We start from the raw sequence: 15,978 nt of genomic DNA, 5'->3' as shown, positions 1-15,978 counted from the left end.
ATGGGAGGACAGACGATGACCGAATCCGAACATATCCCCACCGCTGCTGGCGTGAGCGATCCCGTGGTTGCCGTGCGCGACCTGTATGTGAGTTTTCATGGCGGCGGCAAGACCATTCAGGCCGTCAACGGCGTATCGCTCGAAGTTGGCGCCGGCGAATCGCTGGCGTTGATCGGCGAATCGGGCTCCGGCAAGAGCGTGACGCTGCGCGCGATGATGCGGTTGCATCCACCACGCCGCACACGCATGCGCGGTGAAATCCGCGTGGATGGCGCCGACGTGTTGACGATGGACAAGCGTACGTTGTCGCGACTGCGCGGCGGCAAGGTGGCGATGGTGTTTCAGGAGCCGCTGCTGGCGCTGGACCCGGTCTACACCGTGGGCCAGCAGATCGTCGAATGCATTCGCACGCATGCCAAGGTGACAAAGGCCGAAGCGCAGGCGCGCGCACTGAAGGCGCTCGAGTCCGTGCGCATTCCGAGCCCCGAGCGTCGGCTCGCGGCCTATCCGCATGAGATGTCGGGCGGGATGCGCCAGCGCGCGATGATCGCGCTGGCGTTGTCCGCACAGCCAAAAATCCTGCTGGCGGACGAGCCAACCACCGCGCTCGACGCCACCGTGCAGATCCAGGTGCTGATCCTGATGCGCGAACTGCAGCGCGAACTGGGCCTGTCGATCGTTTTCGTTACGCACGATATCGGCGCGGCCGTCGAGATTGCCGATCGCGTCGCCGTGATGTACGGTGGCCGCATCGTCGAGGAAGGGCCGATCCGCACGCTGATGCGCGACGCGCGTCATCCGTACACCAATGCGCTGCTGAAAAGCCGTCAACACGGCATGGCCCGCGGCGAGCGGCTGGAGACGATCGGCGGCGCGCCGCCCGATCTGTCCGCGCTGCCGCCGGGTTGCACGTTCGCGCCGCGCTGCGCGCATGCGCGGCCGGAATGTTTGACCGACGTGCCGCGCGCCGTGTCGCTCGGCAATGGCCACCGCGTCAGCTGCGTGCTGGTTTCCGAACCGGCGGCGGCCGCGGCACCCGCCGCCGCATGATTGCCACCACAGAGAGGATTCATCTGTCATGACTTTTGCCACTCATCCCGCCCGCGCGTTTATGCCCTACCCCGACGTCGCCGTCCCCAACGCACCGGAGGGTCCGCTCGCGGGCCTGACGTTCGCGGCCAAGGACCTGTTCGACGTGGCGGGCTACCCGACCGGCGGTGGCAACCCGCATGTGCTCGCGCGCTCGGGCATCAAGACCTCGACCGCCCCCACCGTGCAGAAATTGCTGGATGCCGGCGCGAAGTTCATCGGCAAGAGCCATACCGACGAGATGGCATTCTCGATGAACGGCAAGAACTTTCACTACGGCAGCCCGTATAACGGCGGTGCGCCCGATCGCATCACCGGCGGCTCGTCGTCGGGTTCGGCGTCGGCAGTCTCGAACGGCCTGTGCGACTTCGCGCTCGGCACCGATACCGGCGGCTCGGTGCGCGCGCCCGCCAGCCATTGCGGGCTCTTCGGCATTCGCCCCTCGCATGGCCGTATCTCGCTGGAGCTGTGTCAACCGCTCTGCGAGACGCTCGACACATGCGGCTTCTTCACGCGCGATATCGGCACGTTCGCGCGCGTGGCGGACGTATTGCTGGGTAGCGACGCCACGCCGCTGCCAGCCAAGCCGCGCGTGCTGATCGCCAGCGACCTGATGCCGCTGCCGACCGACGAAGCGCGCGCCGCGCTGGCACCCACGATCGCGCGCATGGAAGCGTTGCTCGGCCAGGGCACGCCGGTGACGGTGGCGGACCGGCCGCTGTCGGATCTCTACTGGGCGTTCCGCTACGTGCAGGGCTGGGAAGCATGGCAGTCCTCGGGCGAACTGATCGAGCAATATGGCCTGGAGCTCGGCTCCGACGTGGCCGGCCGCTTCGCGTTCAGCAAGCAGGTGAGCGCCGAACAGTTCGAGACCTCAAACGGAATCCGTGCCGAGTTCACCGCGCATCTGGGCCGCCTGCTTGGCAACGATGGCGTGCTGGTGCTGCCGACCATGCCCGATATCGCACCGCTGCGCACCTCGCCGATGGAGCTGTTCGAGGACTACCGCATGGCCGCCGCGCATATGCTGTGCCTGACGCCGCTGTCCGGCTTCCCGCAGTTGAGCCTGCCGCTATCCGGCCGCGCGGGCGCCCCGTATGGCATCTCGCTGCTGGGTCCGAAAGGCAGCGACCGCAGCCTGATCGCCGTGGCGGAGACGCTGCTGGCAAGCTGGGCCTGAAACCTAAGGTTTTCCCTTCTCCCATCGGGAGAAGGGAGCACCCATACTCTGACTCATGACGACAATCCGCATCACGGCCGCTGGCCACACCTTTTTTGCCGAAACCAACCCGGACGCGCCCGAAACCGTGGCCGCGTTCATGAAGCTGCTGCCTTACCGTCAGAAACTGATCCATGTGCGCTGGAGCGGCGAAGGCTGCTGGATTCCCCTGGGCGAGTTCAAGCTCGGCGTCGGCTTCGAGAACCACACGAGCCATCCGTCGGTCGGCGACATCCTGTTCTATCCCGGTGGCTACAGCGAGACCGAGATCATCCTCGCTTACGGCAGCTGCTGCTTCGCCAGCAAGATGGGCCAGCTCGCGGGCAACCACTTCCTGACGATCGTCGAAGGCCGCGAGAATCTGCGCGCGCTGGGGACCAAGGTCCTCTGGGAAGGCGCGCAGGACGTCGTGTTCGAACTGGCTTAGTAAGGAAACACCGCCAGCACCGCGTGCGTGAACTGCGGGCCCACCACTACCATCAACACGCCCGCGAGCACCATCGTCAGGCTGGCGACCACGCCCTCTTCCGAACCACGCTGACGCGCGCGCACGGTGCCAAAGCCGTGCGCCGACGCCCCCAGCGAGGCGCCGTTGGCCACCGGCGACAGATGCATCAACCCGAGCACGACGTCGCCGGCGATCATGCCGACCAGTCCCGTGATCACCGTAAAGAGCGACACGAGTTCCGTCGAGCCGCCGGTCTGTTCGACCACGGCCATCGCGAACGGCGTGGAGATCGAGCGCGCCATCAGGCTGCTCGATACCGTAGGGCTGAAATGGAACAGGCCCGCGAGCACGCGCGCGCTGACCACCGCCACCAGCATACCCACCACCACGCCAAGGCTCAGCGACAGCCAGTGACGCCGCACGATCGCGCGATGCTCGTAGATCGGCACCGCGAACGCGACGGTGGCAGGGCCGAGCATCCACACCAGCCAGTGCGTGTCCGCGACGTAATCGCCGTAGGGGATATCGGTGGTCAGCAGCAGGCCGATGGTCAGCGTTGGCACGAGGATCGCGGGGGACAGCCAGATGCGTGGGCGCCGCAGATAGAACGGCTTGAGCGCGAAGTACAGCGCGCACGTCCATACGATGCAGAACGCGGCGGCATAGGCGTGCGAGTCCGCGGCCATCTCAAGACGCCTCCCCGCGTCGGGCGGCGAGCCATCTTTCAAGCCGGCAGCCCAGATGCACGGCCAGCGCGGTGGCGGCCATCACGAGTACCGTGCCCACCACCACTGCGATCACGAGTTGTACGCCCTGCGTGCGGAACAACTGGCCATACTGCATCACGGCCACCACGCATGGGATAAAGAACAGCACAAGCTCGCCGAGCAGCCAGTTGGCGCCATCGCGAAACCACCGCACATTGCCGCGGCCGGACAACAGCAGCCCCAGCACGGCCAGCAGGCCCACGACGCCAGGTGACATAGAGATGCCCGTTACGCGCATGAGTTCGGACGCCGCGAACCAGATCGCGATCATCATTGCGATCTGAAAGGCGACGCGCAGCGGGGCCGGCGAGGCCAGGCGGTGTGTGAGGGAGTCGGGCGCAACGGTTTTCATGTTGCCGATTATTGGTCGGCATCCATGCGGCGCCAAGGCAACGTTTCCGCACCCGTTGTGCAAATTTGCACAACGGTCGACTGCCGGTCAGCGTCGTTTGCGGGTCGGCCCGAGAAACGTTGCGCGGTGGGCATCCACCTCGTCGGCGATAAAGCGCGCTACCTCGCGCACGTGCGCCGCGCGCTGGTGATCGACGTGGACGTGCATATGGAACGTGGCCTGAACCTCTATCTGATCGGGCAGCACAGGCACGAGCTCAGGGAAGTTGGCGGCGACATAGGCCGGCAGGATGCACAGGCTGCGGCCGGCGAGCGTCGCATGCACCTGCGTGAGCAGGTTCGACGAACGCAGGCGCGGATGCAGCGGCACCACGGTGGCGCCCATAAAGTTGAGCTCCGGCGTGAACAGCAGATCTTCCATATAGCCGATAAACGGATGCCGGGCCAGATCCTGCTGGTCTCGAATCGGTGGCACGGACTTCAGGTAGGCGCGGGTGCCGTAGACGTACATGCCGTACTCGGTCAGCCGGCGCGAAGCCACGCGCAGATGCTCTGCGCTGGAGAGCCCGATGGCGATATCGGCTTCGCGCTTGGCCAGGCTGAACAGCCGCGGCGCGGCAATCAGCTCGATCTCGAGGCGAGGGTTCTTCTCGAGCAGCTTGTGCATGCGCGGCGCCAGAAAATAGGTGCCAAAGCCGTCGGGCGCGCCAATGCGCACGGTACCGACAATCTCCTGCCCGCCATCGGCCACCGCCCGTGTGGCCACCAGCGCGCTCTCGATCCCCTGCGCGGCCTCCATCAGCCGGTGACCGGCTTCCGTCAGCTCGTAGCCAACATTGCTCTTGTGGAACAGCCGGCTATCGAGCGCCCGCTCGAGCGACTGCACGTGCCGCGCGACGGTGGTGTGCTCGGTGCCGAGCTGCTCGGCGGCGGCACTGAGCGTACCCGTACGCGCCACCGCGAGGAAATAGCGAAAATCGTCCCAGTTCTCTTTCGGCGGCCGGCTCGGCATGCGCTTCTCCTGTCAACCCGCCATCACGCCCGCATGCGCTTCCGGCCGCTTCACCCGGAACCACGCCGCATACAACGCCGGCAGGAACAACAACGTCAACACCGTCGCAATCACCAGCCCACCCATGATTGCCGCCGCCATGGGCCCCCAGAACAATGACCGCGACAACGGAATCATCGCCAGCACGGCCGCCGCCGCAGTGAGAATGATCGGCCGGAACCGCCGCACCGCCGACTCGACGATCGCATCCCACGGCGCCGCGCCAGCCGCGATGTCCTGCTCGATCTGATCGACCAGAATCACCGAGTTACGAATGATCATGCCCAGCAGCGCCGTAATGCCAAGCTGCGCCACAAACCCCATCGGCGCATGCAGCAGCAGCAGCGTCGCCGCCGCCCCAATCAAGCCAAGCGGCCCCGTCAAAAACACCATCACCGCGCGCGAGAAGCTGTGCAACTGAAGCATCAGCAGCGTAAAGATCAGGAAGATACAAAGCGGCAGCTGCGCGGCAATCGACGCTCCCGCCTTGCCACTCTCCTCCTCCGCGCCGGCAATCGTAATCAGATACCCCGGCGGCAGGTTGGCCCGCAATGCATTCAGCTTCGGATTGATCTGCGCAGTAACGGTCGGCCCCTGAATGCCCTCCACCACATCCGCCTGCACCGTAATGCCGAAGTCGCGATTCTCGCGCCAGATCACCCCCGGCTCGGACTTCAGCGTCACGCGCGCAATCTGCGTCAGCGGCACCACGCGCCCCGTGTTGGTCGGCACCAGTACATTGGTCAGATCCGACATCGCATCGCGCTCGTTTATCGGCGCGCGCATCACGATGTCGATCAACTTGTCCGCATCGCGATACTGCCCCACCGCCACGCCAGTCAGCACGGTCTGCGTCACGCGCGCAATCGCATTGGTGGTCACGCCCAGCGCGCGCGCCTTGTCCTGGTCGATCTCGAGACGCAACATCTTCACGTTCTCGTTCCAGTTGTCATTGACGCCCAACGTGTTGGGGTTGTCATTCATGACCGCCTTGACCTGGTCCGCGAGCTTGCGCACCGTCGCCGCATCGGGCCCGATCACACGGAACTGCACCGGATACGCCACCGGCGGCCCATTCGGCAGCAGCTTCACGCGCCCGCGCAGTTGCGGGAACTGTGTCGCGAGCACCTTCACCACACGCTGGCGCAGCGCATCGCGCACCTTGCTGTTCTCGCCGTGCTTCGGCATCACGATCACCTGCGCCACGTTGCTCTGCGGAAAGATCTGATCCAGCGGCAGATAGAAGCGCGGCGCTCCAGTGCCAACAAACGTGGTCAGGCTCTCCACATCGCGATCCTGCCGCATGGCGCCCTCGAAGCGCTTGGCCTCGGCCTCCATATTGGCGAAGCTCGTGCCCTCGGGCATCCACAACTCGACCATCAGCTCGGGCCGGCTCGAATCGGGAAAGAACTGCGTTTCGACAAACTTGAAGGCCAGGATACCCAGCGCAAACGCCGCCAGCGTAATTGCGATCACGGTCTTGCGCCATGTCACGCACCAATCGACCGCGCGCCGAAAGCGCGCATAGAACGGCGTATCGAACACCTCGTGATGCCCCGCGCCGGAGGTACGCGTCTTCAGCAACAGATAGCCGAGATACGGCGTGAAGTACACCGCCGCGAACCACGAGATCACCAGCGACAGCGCTGTCACCGCAAAGATCGCGAACGTGTACTCGCCCACCGTCGAGCGTGCGAGGCCCACCGGCAGGAATCCCGCCGCCGTGATCAGCGTGCCCGTCAGCATCGGCATGGCCGTCGACGTGTACGCAAAGGTGGCGGCCTCCATCTTGGAGAAACCCTCCTCGAGCTTGCGCACCATCATCTCCACCGCGATGATCGCGTCGTCGACAAGAAGCCCGAGCGCGACGATCAACGCGCCCAGCGAGATCTTGTGCAGCCCGATGCCAAAGATGTTCATAAACAGGAACGTCACCGCCAGCACCAGCGGAATCGTCAACGCCACCACCAGACCGGGGCGCACATCGAGTCGCAGCGGACGCGTATGCAGGCCCAGCGCGATAAAGCTGACGCCGAGCACGATCACCACGGCTTCGATCAGCACATGCACGAACTCACCGACCGAGCGCTTGACGGCCTGCGGCTGGTCTTGCACCTGATCCATCTCCACACCCACCGGCAACTGGCCGCGCAGGCCATCGACCACGCGCCGCAGCTCCTTGCCAAGCGCGATGATGTCGCCGCCCTTCTCCATCGAGATGCCGAGCCCGATCACATCCTTGCCATTGAAGCGCATGCGCGATGCGGGCGGATCGATATAGCCGCGATAGACATGCGCGATATCGCCAAGCCGGATATTGGCAATGCCATTGGGCCCGCGCAGCACCAGATCCTCGAGATCCTTGACGTCGGCGAACTGGCCGGTGAGCCGCACCTGCAGGTTGTCGGTCGGCGTGATCAGCACGCCGCTGCCGGTGGGATTGTTCTGCTCGGTGATCTGGTTGGCGATCGCATTGATATCGAGCCCTAGCTGCGCAAAGCGTGCCTGATTGAACTCGATATAGACCTTCTCGTCCTGCAGGCCCAGCAGCGTGACCTTGGCCACCGCCGGCACGCGCAGCAGCGCCTGACGCACGAGGTCGGCGTACTCGCGCAACTCCTTGTACGTAAAGCCATCGGCCGATAACGCGTAGATGGAGCCGTACACATCGCCGAATTCATCGTTGAAGTAAGGCCCGCGCACGCCCTGCGGCAGCGTCTGGACGATATCGCCGATCTTCTTGCGCACCGTGTACCAGATCTGCGCGGTGTCCTTCGATGGCGAATCGTCGGCCAGCTGGAAGATGATCGTGGTCTCGCCGGGCTTGGAGAAGCTGCGGATCTTGTCGGCGTAAGGGACTTCCTGCAGTTGCCGCTCGATCTTGTCGGTCACCTGCACGGCCATCTGTTCGGCCGTGGCACCGGGCCAGAACGCCTGCACCACCATCACGCGGAACGTGAATGGCGGATCTTCGTCCTGCCCGAGACGGAAGAACGCCAGCAGCCCGCCAATCAGCAGCACCACCAGCAGATAACGCGTCAGCGGCTGATGCTCGAGCGCCCAGCGCGACAGATTGAAGCGGGAATGATCCATGCGCGCCCGGCTCGGTTGGCGATTAGTTTGGCGCGCCGCCGGCGGCGGGGACCGGCGTGCCCGGCGTTATGCTCTGCATCGGCTTGACCAGTTGATCTTGCTTGAGCAGATGGACGCCGGCCGTGACGATGGTCTGGCCCGGCGTCAGCCCCTGGCGGATCACGATCTCGTTGCCGATCGCCTCGCCCACCGTCACCTGCACCGCGCGCACCGTGCCTCGGCCACCTTCCTCTGGCACCTTGCCACCGGCCTTGTCGCCACCCTGCGCGCCGGCCTTGGCGGGCTCGTAGATCCACACCAGATTGCGCCCCTGATCCTGCAGCAGCGCGGTCAGCGGAATACGAATGGCGGCGGTCTCGGCCGTCCGCAGGAACGTCACCACCGCGGTCATGCCGATGCGCAGGTCCGCCGGCGGATTCGGCACCGACACGCGCGTCGGATAGGTGCGCGTCACCGGGTCCGCCGCCGCGGAAATCTCGCGCACGCGTGCGGGCAGCCTGCGATCGGGCTCGGCCCAGGTATGGACCGTGACATCGCCCACGGCGCGCAGCATCTCCACCTGATCCTCGGGCAGGCCGATCGCGACCTCCTTCTCGGCTGTCTGCGCGACGCGGATCACCGGCTGGCCTGGCGTCACCACCTGCCCCACCTCGGCATCGACCGCGGTCACCACCCCATCGGCATCCGCGGTCAGCACCGCATATCCGGTCTGGTTGGCCTGACTGCGCAGCCCGGCCTCGGCCTGATTGAACCGCGAGACCGCGGCGTCGTAAGTGGCCTGCCGGCGATGCTGTTCGGCCGCGCTGATAAAGTTGCGACTGAACAGTTCGTTGTAGCGCTTGAGGTCGGAGGCGGCCAGATCGCGGTCCGTGCGCGCGGCGTCGTACTGCGCGCGCGAGCCCGCTTCGGCCAGCGCCAGGTCGGTCGGGTCGAGCCGCGCAAGCGGCTGCCCTTTCTTCACGCTGGCGCCAACGTCCACGAGGCGCGCCGCGATCTTGCCGCTGACCCGGAAGCCCAGCCGCGACTCCACCCGTGGCCGCACTTCCCCCGAAAACTCGAACGCGGTCTGGCCAGCCGCGGGATGCAGTGGCATCAGCCGCACCGGTCGCACCTCGGGTTCCGCTTCCTTCGGCTTGCCGCAACCGCCGAGGCCCAGCGCTCCCGCCACCAGCAACGCCAGCCCCGCGCGCGACGATAGCGACGATAGCGACCCTAGCGACCCTAGCGACCATAGCGACCATGGGCGCGCGGCGAACGGTTGGGCCGCCATGCGGGGATGGCCGGCAGGCTCGGGTCGGGGCCCGGAGGAAGGAGGAGGCATCAAGAAGGCGTCGGGAGTCGGATCGTCAGGCTCAGCGCGGAAATTCAGTAAATAACTTGCCGGTCAGTAATATAACGATCCGCCCGAGGTGCGTCAAACGCCAGTGCGACCGAACGCGTGATTGGGGGCGCGAACGGTTGACAATAGGTACCCCATCCTGTGGCGCGGACGCCAAGGTATGGTTAAATGCTGGCCCGCAGCCCCCGCGGCGACCCATAACCCCGAGACCGGCGTGACGCCCGATCAGTATTGTCAAGACAAAGCCGCCCAGAGCGGCTCCAGCCTGTATTACAGCTTCCTGTTCCTGCCGCAGGAGCGCCGTCGCGCGATCACGGCCCTGCATGCGTGGCGACGCGAGCTCGAGGACCTCGTCCACGACAGCCATGACGCCGGCGTGGCGCATCAGCGGCTCGACTGGTGGCGCGGCGAAGTGCGCCGTCTGTTCCAGCGGCAGCCCGCCCATCCGGTCACGCAGGCCTTGTTGCCGCATCTGGCCGCGCTGAACGAAGCGGATATGTCGGAAGTGCTGGACGGCATGGAGATGGACCTGAACCAGTCGCGCTATCTCGACGAGATCGGCCTGCAGCGTTTCTGCCAGAGCGCGGCCGGCGCGTTCGGCCGGCTCAACGCGCGCGTGCTCGGCTATACGGATGACGCCACGCTCGCCCACGCGGAAAAGCTGTGGCTGTCGCTGCTGCGCGTGCATATCGTGCGCGATATCGGCGAGGACGCGCGCCGCGGCCGCATCTATATCCCGGTCGATACGCTGCAACGCTTCGAAGTCCCCGCCGCGGACATCCTGCAGTCGCGCCATTCGGACCGCTTTGTCGCGCTGATGACGGAACAGGCCGCGCGCGCCCGCGCGTTGCGGCAAGAGGCGATGGCGCTGCTGCCGCGCAAGGATCGCCGCGCGCAGCGCGCCGTGCTCGTGCTGAGCGCGATTTCGCATGCGCTGCTCGACGAAATCGAGGCGAGCCACTTCCAGGTGCTGCACCAGCGCATCGCGCTGACGCCGTTGCGCAAGCTGTGGATCGCATGGCGCACGTGGATGAAGTTCGCCTAGCCCTCCCCCTATTTCCCGCACCCGATCATGACACCCACGCTTGGCCAGACCATCCTCGACTACGCCGCCGCGCTGGCGCATTTCTCCGATATGGAAGACGGGCTGACGTGCGCGTATCTGACGCCCGCGCATAGCGCCACACAGGCGCAGCTCGCCAAGTGGATGGCGGACGCGGGCATGCAGGTGCGCATCGACGCCATCGGCAACGTGATCGGCCGCTATGCGGCAGACCCGTCCGCCATCGCCCCCAAAGTGCTGATGACGGGCTCTCACTTCGACACGGTGCGCGACGGCGGCCGCTATGACGGACGGCTTGGCATTCTGCTGCCGATCGTCGTGGTGGGCGCCCTCCATGCGGCCGGCATCCGCCTGCCCTACCACATCGAGGTGGTCGGCTTCGCGGAAGAAGAAGGCCTGCGCTTCAAGACCAGCTTTCTCGCCAGCAGCGTGCTGGCGGGCCATTTCAACCACGCGCTGCTGGACCGCGAGGACGCCGACGGCATCAACATGCGCAATGCGCTGAGCGCGGCCGGCTTCACCGGTGCTGGCGATGACGCTGCATTGCGCGACGCCGCCGTCGATCCCGCCACGCTCGCGGGCTTTGTCGAAGTGCATATCGAACAGGGTCCGGTGCTGCTCAACCGCGGACTGCCGCTTGGCATCGTCACGCAGATCGCCGGCAGCAGCCGTTTTCAGGTCCGTGTGGAAGGTCTCGCGAGCCATGCGGGCACCACGCCGATGGACATGCGGCGTGACGCCGCCACCGGTGCCGCGGAAATGACGCTGCTGGTGGAGTCGCGATGCGCACAGGTGCCGACGCTGGTGGGCACCGTCGGCCAGTTGCAGGTACCGAACGGCTCGAGCAACGTGATTCCGGGCGCGTGCGTCTTCTCGATGGACATTCGCGCGGGTGAGGATGGCATTCGCGAAGCCGCCATCGCCGATATCCTCGCCGGCATCGAAGCGATCGCGCAGCGGCGCGGCCTGAGCGCGCGCGTCGAGCGCGTGACGCCGGTCAACAATGCACCGTGCGCGCGCTGGCTGATGGATCAGTTTGGCGCGGTGCTGAAGAAACGTGGCCTCGAGGCCTTCGAATTGCCGTCGGGCGCGGGCCACGACGCGATGATGATGCAGCGGATCACCGATGTGGCGATGCTGTTCGTACGGTGCGGCAATGGCGGCATCAGCCACAACCCGCTCGAGACGATTACCGCGGAAGACGCGCAGCTTGCGGCCGAGACCTTCGTCGACTTCCTGCGGCATTTCCGCACGACGGATTGAACGCAGATGAAGCAGTAAACCGGTGCTCAACCGCCACCGGAGTACATTTCCTTACTGAGGTCGAGCAGATTCTTGCGCAGCGTCTTGCGCTCGTCGGGCGACAGCTTGGGATTGCCACCGCCGGGGCCCTGCCGCGACGCGCGCTCGGCCATGTCCCGCTCGGTGCGATACTTCTCCGCACGGGCGCGTGCTTCGCGCTGGTCGGCACGCTCGTGCGCGGGATTGGTGTGGACACGGCTTTCGGAGGCCGAAGACGCCGGAGCGGGAGGATGATGAAGCAGATTGGCCATGCCCGCCGATTGGGCGCGCGCGGTGTGCGGCAGCAGGGCCACGACCATGACCAGGCCGGCGATCGACATCACCTGAGCGGACGCAACCCGGGCGCGCTGAGGGCGGCTGCCGAGTTCGCATGCGCGACGCAGGGTTTGCCCGTGCCGGTATTGCTTCACTTTCATTGGATAATGTCGGTTTTGATTTCCCGCCTGGGTCTGTTTTCCCGTGGCAGCAAAAACCCCACCGGCCCAAACGGTGAGCGGAGTGTAAATGCACTATTGATGCACGCCGCCATACCACGGGGTAAAGTATGTAACGTTTTGTTAAGCCATTTTGAGCAAAACCGATAGTCGCTAAGATACCGCCATGGAAAATACGAGCCACAAGATTCTCGTCGTGGACGACGACCCCCGCTTGCGCGACCTGCTGCGCCGCTACCTCGGCGAACAGGGCTTCACGGTGCTGGTAGCGGAGAACGCCACGGCCATGAACAAGCTCTGGCTGCGCGAGCGCTTTGACCTGCTGGTGCTCGACCTGATGATGCCCGGCGAGGACGGCCTCTCGATCTGCCGCCGTCTGCGCGGCGCCAACGATCAGACCCCGATCATCATGCTGACCGCGAAGGGCGAAGACGTCGATCGCATCGTCGGTCTCGAGATGGGCGCCGACGATTACCTGCCCAAGCCGTTCAATCCGCGCGAGTTGATCGCGCGCATTCACGCGGTGCTGCGCCGCAAGGGTCCGGCCGAAGTGCCGGGCGCCCCGTCGGAGACGCCCGAGACGTTCGCGTTCGGCGACTTCGTGCTCAACCTGGCCACGCGCACGCTGACCAAGAACGACGAGGAAATCACGCTCACCACGGGCGAGTTCTCGGTGCTCAAGGTCTTCGCGCGTCATCCGCGCCAGCCGCTCTCGCGCGAGAAACTCATGGAAATGGCACGCGGCCGCGAATACGAAGTATTCGATCGCAGCCTGGACGTGCAGATCTCCCGCCTGCGCAAGCTGATCGAGCCGGATGCGGGCAACCCCCGTTTCATCCAGACGGTCTGGGGGCTTGGCTACGTCTTCATCCCCGATGGCGTGAAGTAAAGCGGTCCGTCCACAGTCTGCATCGTGGCGTCCGCTCTCGGCCGTACCGCAACGCGGTTCTTCGGTTCGCTATTCTGGCGAACCTTCATGCTGATCGCCCTGCTTCTGGCGATCTCGCTGGGTATCTGGTTCCAGAGCTATCGGCTCTTCGAACGCGCACCACGTGCCCAGCAGATCGCCATGCAGGTCGTCAGCGTGGTCAAGCTCACGCGTGCCGCGCTCCTCTACTCCGACCCCGCGCGGCGCCGGTTCCTTCTGCTCGACCTCGTGCAGAACGAAGGCATCAAGGTGTACCCGCGCGAGAAGGATGACGACTTCGCAGTGCCCACCGCCAACCCATTCCTGACGCAGCTCGTGCAACAGGAAATCCGGGGACGCCTGGGCGAGGACACCGTCATCGCCACCACCGTCAACGATATTCCGGGCGTGTGGGTCAGCTTCGAGATCGAGGGCGACGACTACTGGGTCGCCATCAGTCCCGAACGTTTCGAACGCGTCTCGGGCATCCAGTGGCTGTGGTGGACCATCGCGGCACTGCTGCTGTCGATCTTCGGCGCGGCCTTTATCACCGCGCGCGTCAATTACCCGCTCAAACGCCTGGCCAACGCGGCACGGCAGATCGGTACCGGAGGGGAAGCACCGCTGCTCAACGAGGACGGCGCGAGCGAGGTGGCACAGGCCAACCACAGTTTCAATCAGATGGTGCGGGACCTGCGCCAGCTCGATGACGACCGCGTGGTGATGCTGGCCGGTATCTCGCACGATCTGCGCACACCGCTCACGCGCCTGCGCCTGGAAACCGAGCTGTCGCCGGCGGACATGGCCACGCGCGAGGCGATGATCTCCGATATCGAACAGATGGACGCGATCATCGGGCAGTTCCTCAACTACGCGCGTCCCGCGCAGGAAATGCTCGAGCCGGTGGACCTGTCCGCGCTCGTGCAGGATGCGGTGGGGGTCTACGCCGCGCACGACGATGTGCGCGTGCACGTGCGCAGCGGCGGTCCGGTCATGGCGATGGCCAATCGCATGGAAGTGCAGCGGATTCTCGACAACCTCGTCGAAAACGCGCGCCGCTATGCGAAGGACGAGGAAACCGGCATGGCCGTGGTGGAGATCACCACGCGCACCGAGGACAAGGAGGCCGTGATGACCGTGGCCGACCATGGCCTGGGTGTCCCCGAGGCCCAGCTGCCGCTGCTCACGCGGCCGTTCTACCGGCTCGATGCCGCGCGTAGCGAAGCCAAGGGCGCGGGACTCGGCATGTCGATCGTGAACCGGATCCTGCAGCGCAACGGCGGCCGCCTGATGCTCGCCAATCGCCAGCCGCCGGCCAGCGGCCTCGTGGTCAGCGCGTTCTTCCGGCGCGCCTGAAGCACCACAGCAGCGCATCAACGGGCGCATTGACAGGTTTTCGACAGCCTTTGATATCTAGTTGAAAGGCAGTTGACAGCGGAATGACAGCGGCGCGGCGCAGACTGCATGGCATCACATAACGATGCCATCGGTCCCTACGGTGGCGAGAGACGCTCCCATGACAGCCAGCACCCCCGCCACGCCTGCCGCCGCCTCGTCACAGCAGCACGGTTTCCGCACCGTGTTCCGCGTGGTCAGCGGTAACTTCCTCGAAATGTACGACTTCATGGTGTACGGCTTCTATGCCGCCGCCATCGCGCGTACGTTCTTCCCCAGCGGCAACGAGTTCGCCTCGCTGATGCTCTCGCTCGCGACGTTCGGCGCGGGCTTCCTGATGCGGCCGCTCGGCGCGATCGTGCTCGGCGCGTACATCGACCATCACGGCCGCCGCAAAGGCCTGATCCTCACGCTGATCATGATGGCTGCCGGCACGCTGCTGATTGCGCTGGTGCCTGGCTATCAGACCATCGGTGTGGCCGCGCCGCTGCTGGTGCTCGCGGGACGCCTGTTGCAGGGCTTCTCGGCCGGGGTCGAACTCGGCGGCGTATCGGTGTACCTGTCGGAGATCGCCAAGCCAGGCCACAAGGGCTTCTACGTGGCGTGGCAATCGGCCAGCCAGCAGGTGGCCGTGATCTTCGCGGGCCTGCTCGGCGTGATCCTGCATGCGACGCTCGCACCCGCGCAGATGGATGCCTGGGGCTGGCGCGTGCCGTTCCTGATTGGCTGCCTGATCGTGCCGTTCCTGTTCCTGATCCGCCGGTCGCTCGAGGAAACCGAGGCCTTCCGCGCGCGCAAGCATCGCCCGGCGCCGCGCGAGATCTACCGTTCGATGCTCGACAACTGGCGCATCATCATCGCCGGCTGCCTGCTGGTGGTGATGACCACGGTGTCGTTCTACATGATCACCGCGTACACCCCGACCTTCGGCAAGACCGTGCTCAAGCTCGACGACGTGGACAACCTCATCGTCACGATGTGCGTGGGCCTGTCCAACTTCATCTGGCTGCCGCTGATGGGCGCCGTGTCCGATCGCATCGGCCGCAAGCCATTGCTGGTTACCTTCACCATCCTCACGCTGCTGACCGCGTATCCGGCCATCACGTGGCTAGTCGCCGAGCCGTCGTTCGGCCGCCTGCTGATGGTGGAGCTGTGGCTCTCGTTCCTGTACGGCAGCTATAACGGCGCGATGGTCGTGGCGCTGGCCGAGCTGATGCCACCCGCGGTGCGTACCACCGGTTTCTCGCTGGCTTACAGCCTGGCCACGGCATTGTTCGGCGGCTTCACGCCAGCGGTGTCCACGTATCTGATCCATGCCACCGGCAACAAGGCCGCGCCGGGCCTGTGGCTGATGTTCGCCGCTGCCTGTGGCCTGGTGGCCACGCTCGCGATCTTCCGGCAGCACAATCAGGCACAGACCCTGCGCGCCGCCTGATTCCCCCTCCTCCGCTGTCATGCCATGTGCGTTCGCACATGGCATACTCCGTCCTTCCCAAGCGGGAACCGGCCTCGCCATGGCG

The 15,978-nt window shown here is 65.5% G+C and carries 14 protein-coding genes; 8 read left to right on the top strand and 6 right to left on the bottom strand.

The genetic code is table 11. From position 1 onward, the window contains the following. Positions 1-15 precede the first annotated feature (15 nt). Genes LDO41_RS03035 through LDO41_RS03025 form a run of 3 tightly spaced genes read left to right on the top strand, consistent with a single transcriptional unit; the run spans position 16 to position 2,735 of the window. Positions 16-1,050, top strand: coding sequence for an ABC transporter ATP-binding protein (locus LDO41_RS03035; protein ID WP_223981672.1), 1,035 nt, complete (start codon positions 16-18; stop codon positions 1,048-1,050). A gap of 28 nt (positions 1,051-1,078) precedes the next feature. Then, positions 1,079-2,269, top strand: coding sequence for an amidase (locus LDO41_RS03030; protein ID WP_223981669.1), 1,191 nt, complete (start codon positions 1,079-1,081; stop codon positions 2,267-2,269). A gap of 55 nt (positions 2,270-2,324) precedes the next feature. Beyond that, positions 2,325-2,735: a DUF3830 family protein gene (locus tag LDO41_RS03025; protein ID WP_223981666.1), complete on the top strand. Its 411-nt coding sequence runs from the start codon at positions 2,325-2,327 to the stop codon at positions 2,733-2,735. Here the strand turns inward: LDO41_RS03025 and LDO41_RS03020 are convergent. From LDO41_RS03020 to LDO41_RS03000, 5 genes are all read right to left on the bottom strand, one after another. Continuing rightward, a complete protein-coding gene (locus tag LDO41_RS03020; protein WP_223981663.1) occupies positions 2,732-3,442 on the bottom strand; it encodes an LrgB family protein in 711 nt (236 codons plus the stop codon). The genes LDO41_RS03025 and LDO41_RS03020 overlap by 4 nt on opposite strands. Position 3,443: 1 nt before the next feature. Further along, complete coding sequence (locus tag LDO41_RS03015; protein WP_223981660.1) at positions 3,444-3,875, bottom strand: CidA/LrgA family protein; 432 nt, start codon at positions 3,873-3,875, stop codon at positions 3,444-3,446. Positions 3,876-3,962: 87 nt separating this feature from the next. Further along, positions 3,963-4,886, bottom strand: a complete 924-nt coding sequence (locus LDO41_RS03010) for a LysR family transcriptional regulator (protein WP_223981657.1) — start codon at positions 4,884-4,886, stop codon at positions 3,963-3,965. Positions 4,887-4,898: 12 nt separating this feature from the next. Continuing rightward, positions 4,899-8,018 (bottom strand): efflux RND transporter permease subunit, encoded by a 3,120-nt coding sequence (locus tag LDO41_RS03005; protein WP_223981655.1) that lies wholly within the window; start codon positions 8,016-8,018, stop codon positions 4,899-4,901. A 22-nt stretch (positions 8,019-8,040) separates the two neighbouring features. Further along, positions 8,041-9,288 (bottom strand): efflux RND transporter periplasmic adaptor subunit, encoded by a 1,248-nt coding sequence (locus LDO41_RS03000; RefSeq protein ID WP_223981652.1) that lies wholly within the window; start codon positions 9,286-9,288, stop codon positions 8,041-8,043. A 283-nt stretch (positions 9,289-9,571) separates the two neighbouring features. Here LDO41_RS03000 and hpnD point away from each other — a divergent pair, with 283 nt between their 5' ends. Both hpnD and LDO41_RS02990 read left to right on the top strand, forming a co-directional pair. Then, the gene (hpnD, locus tag LDO41_RS02995; protein WP_223981649.1) at positions 9,572-10,402 is read left to right on the top strand and encodes a presqualene diphosphate synthase HpnD; all 831 of its coding nucleotides are present in this window, start codon (positions 9,572-9,574) and stop codon (positions 10,400-10,402) included. A gap of 27 nt (positions 10,403-10,429) precedes the next feature. After that, positions 10,430-11,683 (top strand): Zn-dependent hydrolase, encoded by a 1,254-nt coding sequence (locus tag LDO41_RS02990; protein ID WP_223981645.1) that lies wholly within the window; start codon positions 10,430-10,432, stop codon positions 11,681-11,683. 26 nt (positions 11,684-11,709) lie between these two features. On the opposite strand, the gene LDO41_RS02985 is transcribed toward LDO41_RS02990, so the two are convergent. Beyond that, positions 11,710-12,138, bottom strand: coding sequence for a hypothetical protein (locus LDO41_RS02985; protein ID WP_223981642.1), 429 nt, complete (start codon positions 12,136-12,138; stop codon positions 11,710-11,712). A 184-nt stretch (positions 12,139-12,322) separates the two neighbouring features. On the opposite strand from LDO41_RS02985, the gene ompR reads away from it, so the two are divergent. From ompR to tcuC, 3 genes are all read left to right on the top strand, one after another. Further along, positions 12,323-13,045 carry an osmolarity response regulator transcription factor OmpR gene (ompR, locus tag LDO41_RS02980; protein ID WP_223981638.1) on the top strand — a complete coding sequence of 241 codons (723 nt, stop codon included), beginning with the start codon at positions 12,323-12,325 and terminating at the stop codon, positions 13,043-13,045. 24 nt (positions 13,046-13,069) lie between these two features. Then, positions 13,070-14,419 (top strand): ATP-binding protein, encoded by a 1,350-nt coding sequence (locus LDO41_RS02975; protein ID WP_223981635.1) that lies wholly within the window; start codon positions 13,070-13,072, stop codon positions 14,417-14,419. 160 nt (positions 14,420-14,579) lie between these two features. Continuing rightward, positions 14,580-15,893 (top strand): MFS transporter, encoded by a 1,314-nt coding sequence (tcuC, locus tag LDO41_RS02970; RefSeq protein ID WP_223981632.1) that lies wholly within the window; start codon positions 14,580-14,582, stop codon positions 15,891-15,893. The last annotated feature ends 85 nt before the right edge of the window (positions 15,894-15,978 follow it).

This window comes from Cupriavidus pampae, assembly GCF_914271485.1.
In the GTDB taxonomy this organism is placed as follows: domain Bacteria; phylum Pseudomonadota; class Gammaproteobacteria; order Burkholderiales; family Burkholderiaceae; genus Cupriavidus; species Cupriavidus pampae.
The sequence above is the reverse complement of the archived record's forward strand: the minus strand, read 5'-3'. Positions and strand labels throughout refer to the sequence as shown.

Bases quoted from the DNA above. Each gene is read 5' to 3' on its own strand.
- LDO41_RS03010 (WP_223981657.1), bottom strand. From the start codon at position 4,886: ATGCCGAGCCGGCCGCCGAAAGAGAACTGGGACGATTTTCGCTATTTC.
- LDO41_RS03020 (WP_223981663.1), bottom strand. From the start codon at position 3,442: ATGGCCGCGGACTCGCACGCCTATGCCGCCGCGTTCTGCATCGTATGG.
- LDO41_RS03005 (WP_223981655.1), bottom strand. From the start codon at position 8,018: ATGGATCATTCCCGCTTCAATCTGTCGCGCTGGGCGCTCGAGCATCAG.
- LDO41_RS02985 (WP_223981642.1), bottom strand. From the start codon at position 12,138: ATGAAAGTGAAGCAATACCGGCACGGGCAAACCCTGCGTCGCGCATGC.
- LDO41_RS02990 (WP_223981645.1), top strand. From the start codon at position 10,430: ATGACACCCACGCTTGGCCAGACCATCCTCGACTACGCCGCCGCGCTG.
- LDO41_RS03000 (WP_223981652.1), bottom strand. From the start codon at position 9,288: ATGGCGGCCCAACCGTTCGCCGCGCGCCCATGGTCGCTATGGTCGCTA.
- LDO41_RS03035 (WP_223981672.1), top strand. From the start codon at position 16: ATGACCGAATCCGAACATATCCCCACCGCTGCTGGCGTGAGCGATCCC.
- ompR (WP_223981638.1), top strand. From the start codon at position 12,323: ATGGAAAATACGAGCCACAAGATTCTCGTCGTGGACGACGACCCCCGC.
- LDO41_RS03015 (WP_223981660.1), bottom strand. From the start codon at position 3,875: ATGAAAACCGTTGCGCCCGACTCCCTCACACACCGCCTGGCCTCGCCG.
- tcuC (WP_223981632.1), top strand. From the start codon at position 14,580: ATGACAGCCAGCACCCCCGCCACGCCTGCCGCCGCCTCGTCACAGCAG.
- LDO41_RS03025 (WP_223981666.1), top strand. From the start codon at position 2,325: ATGACGACAATCCGCATCACGGCCGCTGGCCACACCTTTTTTGCCGAA.
- LDO41_RS03030 (WP_223981669.1), top strand. From the start codon at position 1,079: ATGACTTTTGCCACTCATCCCGCCCGCGCGTTTATGCCCTACCCCGAC.